The sequence below is a fragment of the Paraburkholderia humisilvae genome (assembly GCF_902859855.1).
Lineage (GTDB): Bacteria > Pseudomonadota > Gammaproteobacteria > Burkholderiales > Burkholderiaceae > Paraburkholderia > Paraburkholderia humisilvae.
Genome location: NZ_CADIKH010000386.1, coordinates 1 through 1,051, shown reverse-complemented (window position 1 = coordinate 1,051; position 1,051 = coordinate 1). Strand labels below are relative to the sequence as shown.

At 58.1% G+C, this 1,051-nt stretch carries 2 pseudogenes; one reads left to right on the top strand and one right to left on the bottom strand.

Annotated features, from left to right (window positions below):
- A pseudogene (locus HV796_RS42685) lies at positions 1–194 on the bottom strand (DDE-type integrase/transposase/recombinase); the annotation flags it as partial.
- Between the two features lie 58 nt (positions 195–252).
- Between HV796_RS42685 and HV796_RS42680 the strand changes: the two are divergent.
- Positions 253–886 (top strand): annotated as a pseudogene (locus tag HV796_RS42680) (IS6 family transposase); the annotation flags it as partial.
- Positions 887–1,051 lie beyond the last annotated feature (165 nt).

Here is a 1,051-nt window from a genome sequence, read left to right as displayed (position 1 = left end):
TGCTCGACCAGGTTGTTCAGATACTTCGAGCTTCGAACCCTCGTGTCTTCGGGCAGCAGGCCGTCGACCTTCATCTCGCGCACCGCCCGGTGCGAGGCAGCGTAGCCATCGAGCGTGATCGTCTCTGGCGGCTGGCCCTGATGCCTGATAGCCTTGCTGAAAAAGGCTCTGGCCGCGGCCACATCGCGCTTGGCTCTGTCGCATTAACGCGGTGAAGTAGAATCGGCCGGATCGTAACGCATGACGAAGATGATGGCAAAGACGAAGACGCCAGGCAAGGCACTGCCCGCAGGCATTGGCAAGGTACTGAAGCGACTGCACTATCCATTGGAGGTGATTGTGCTGTGTGTGCGCTGGTATGTGGCGTACTCGCTGAGCCTGCGCAACCTCGAAGAGATGATGGCCGAACGGGGCATTGAGGTGGATCATTCGAGCGTGCACCGCTGGGTCATCAAGCTCGTGCCGTTGTTTGAAAAGGCGTTTCGACGGCACAAGCGACCGGTTGGCAAGAGCTGGAGGATGGACGAAACCTACGTCAAGGTCAAAGGCCAATGGAAGTACCTGTACCGTGCCGTCGACAGGCAGGGCAACACGGTTGATTTCCTGTTGCGCGCCCATCGTGACAAGGCCGCTGCGCGCCGCTACCTTGAGAAGGCGATTGACCGGAACAGTGAGCCCGACACGATTACCGTGGATAAGAGCGGCGCCAATCTGGCCGCGCTCGAAGCGCTCAACACCGAGCGCTCGACACCGATCAAGGTCCGCCAGAACAAGTATCTGAATAACATCGTGGAGCAGGATCACCGCGCCATCAAACGCATCATCAAACCAATGATGGGTTCGGTGTGCTCGCATCATCCTGGCGGGCATCGAACTCAATGAAATGAACGCCTCCCACCCGTGAGCATTGGCGGCCGATAGAAGAAAAGGGGACCGTCAGGGGCCGACGGCACAAGAGGCAGCCAATGCAAGATCATGTAGGTCTTGACAGGCAACCGGAGTATCCGACATGAAGCTTACGCCAGTAGGGATTGACATCGCCAAAAGCGTG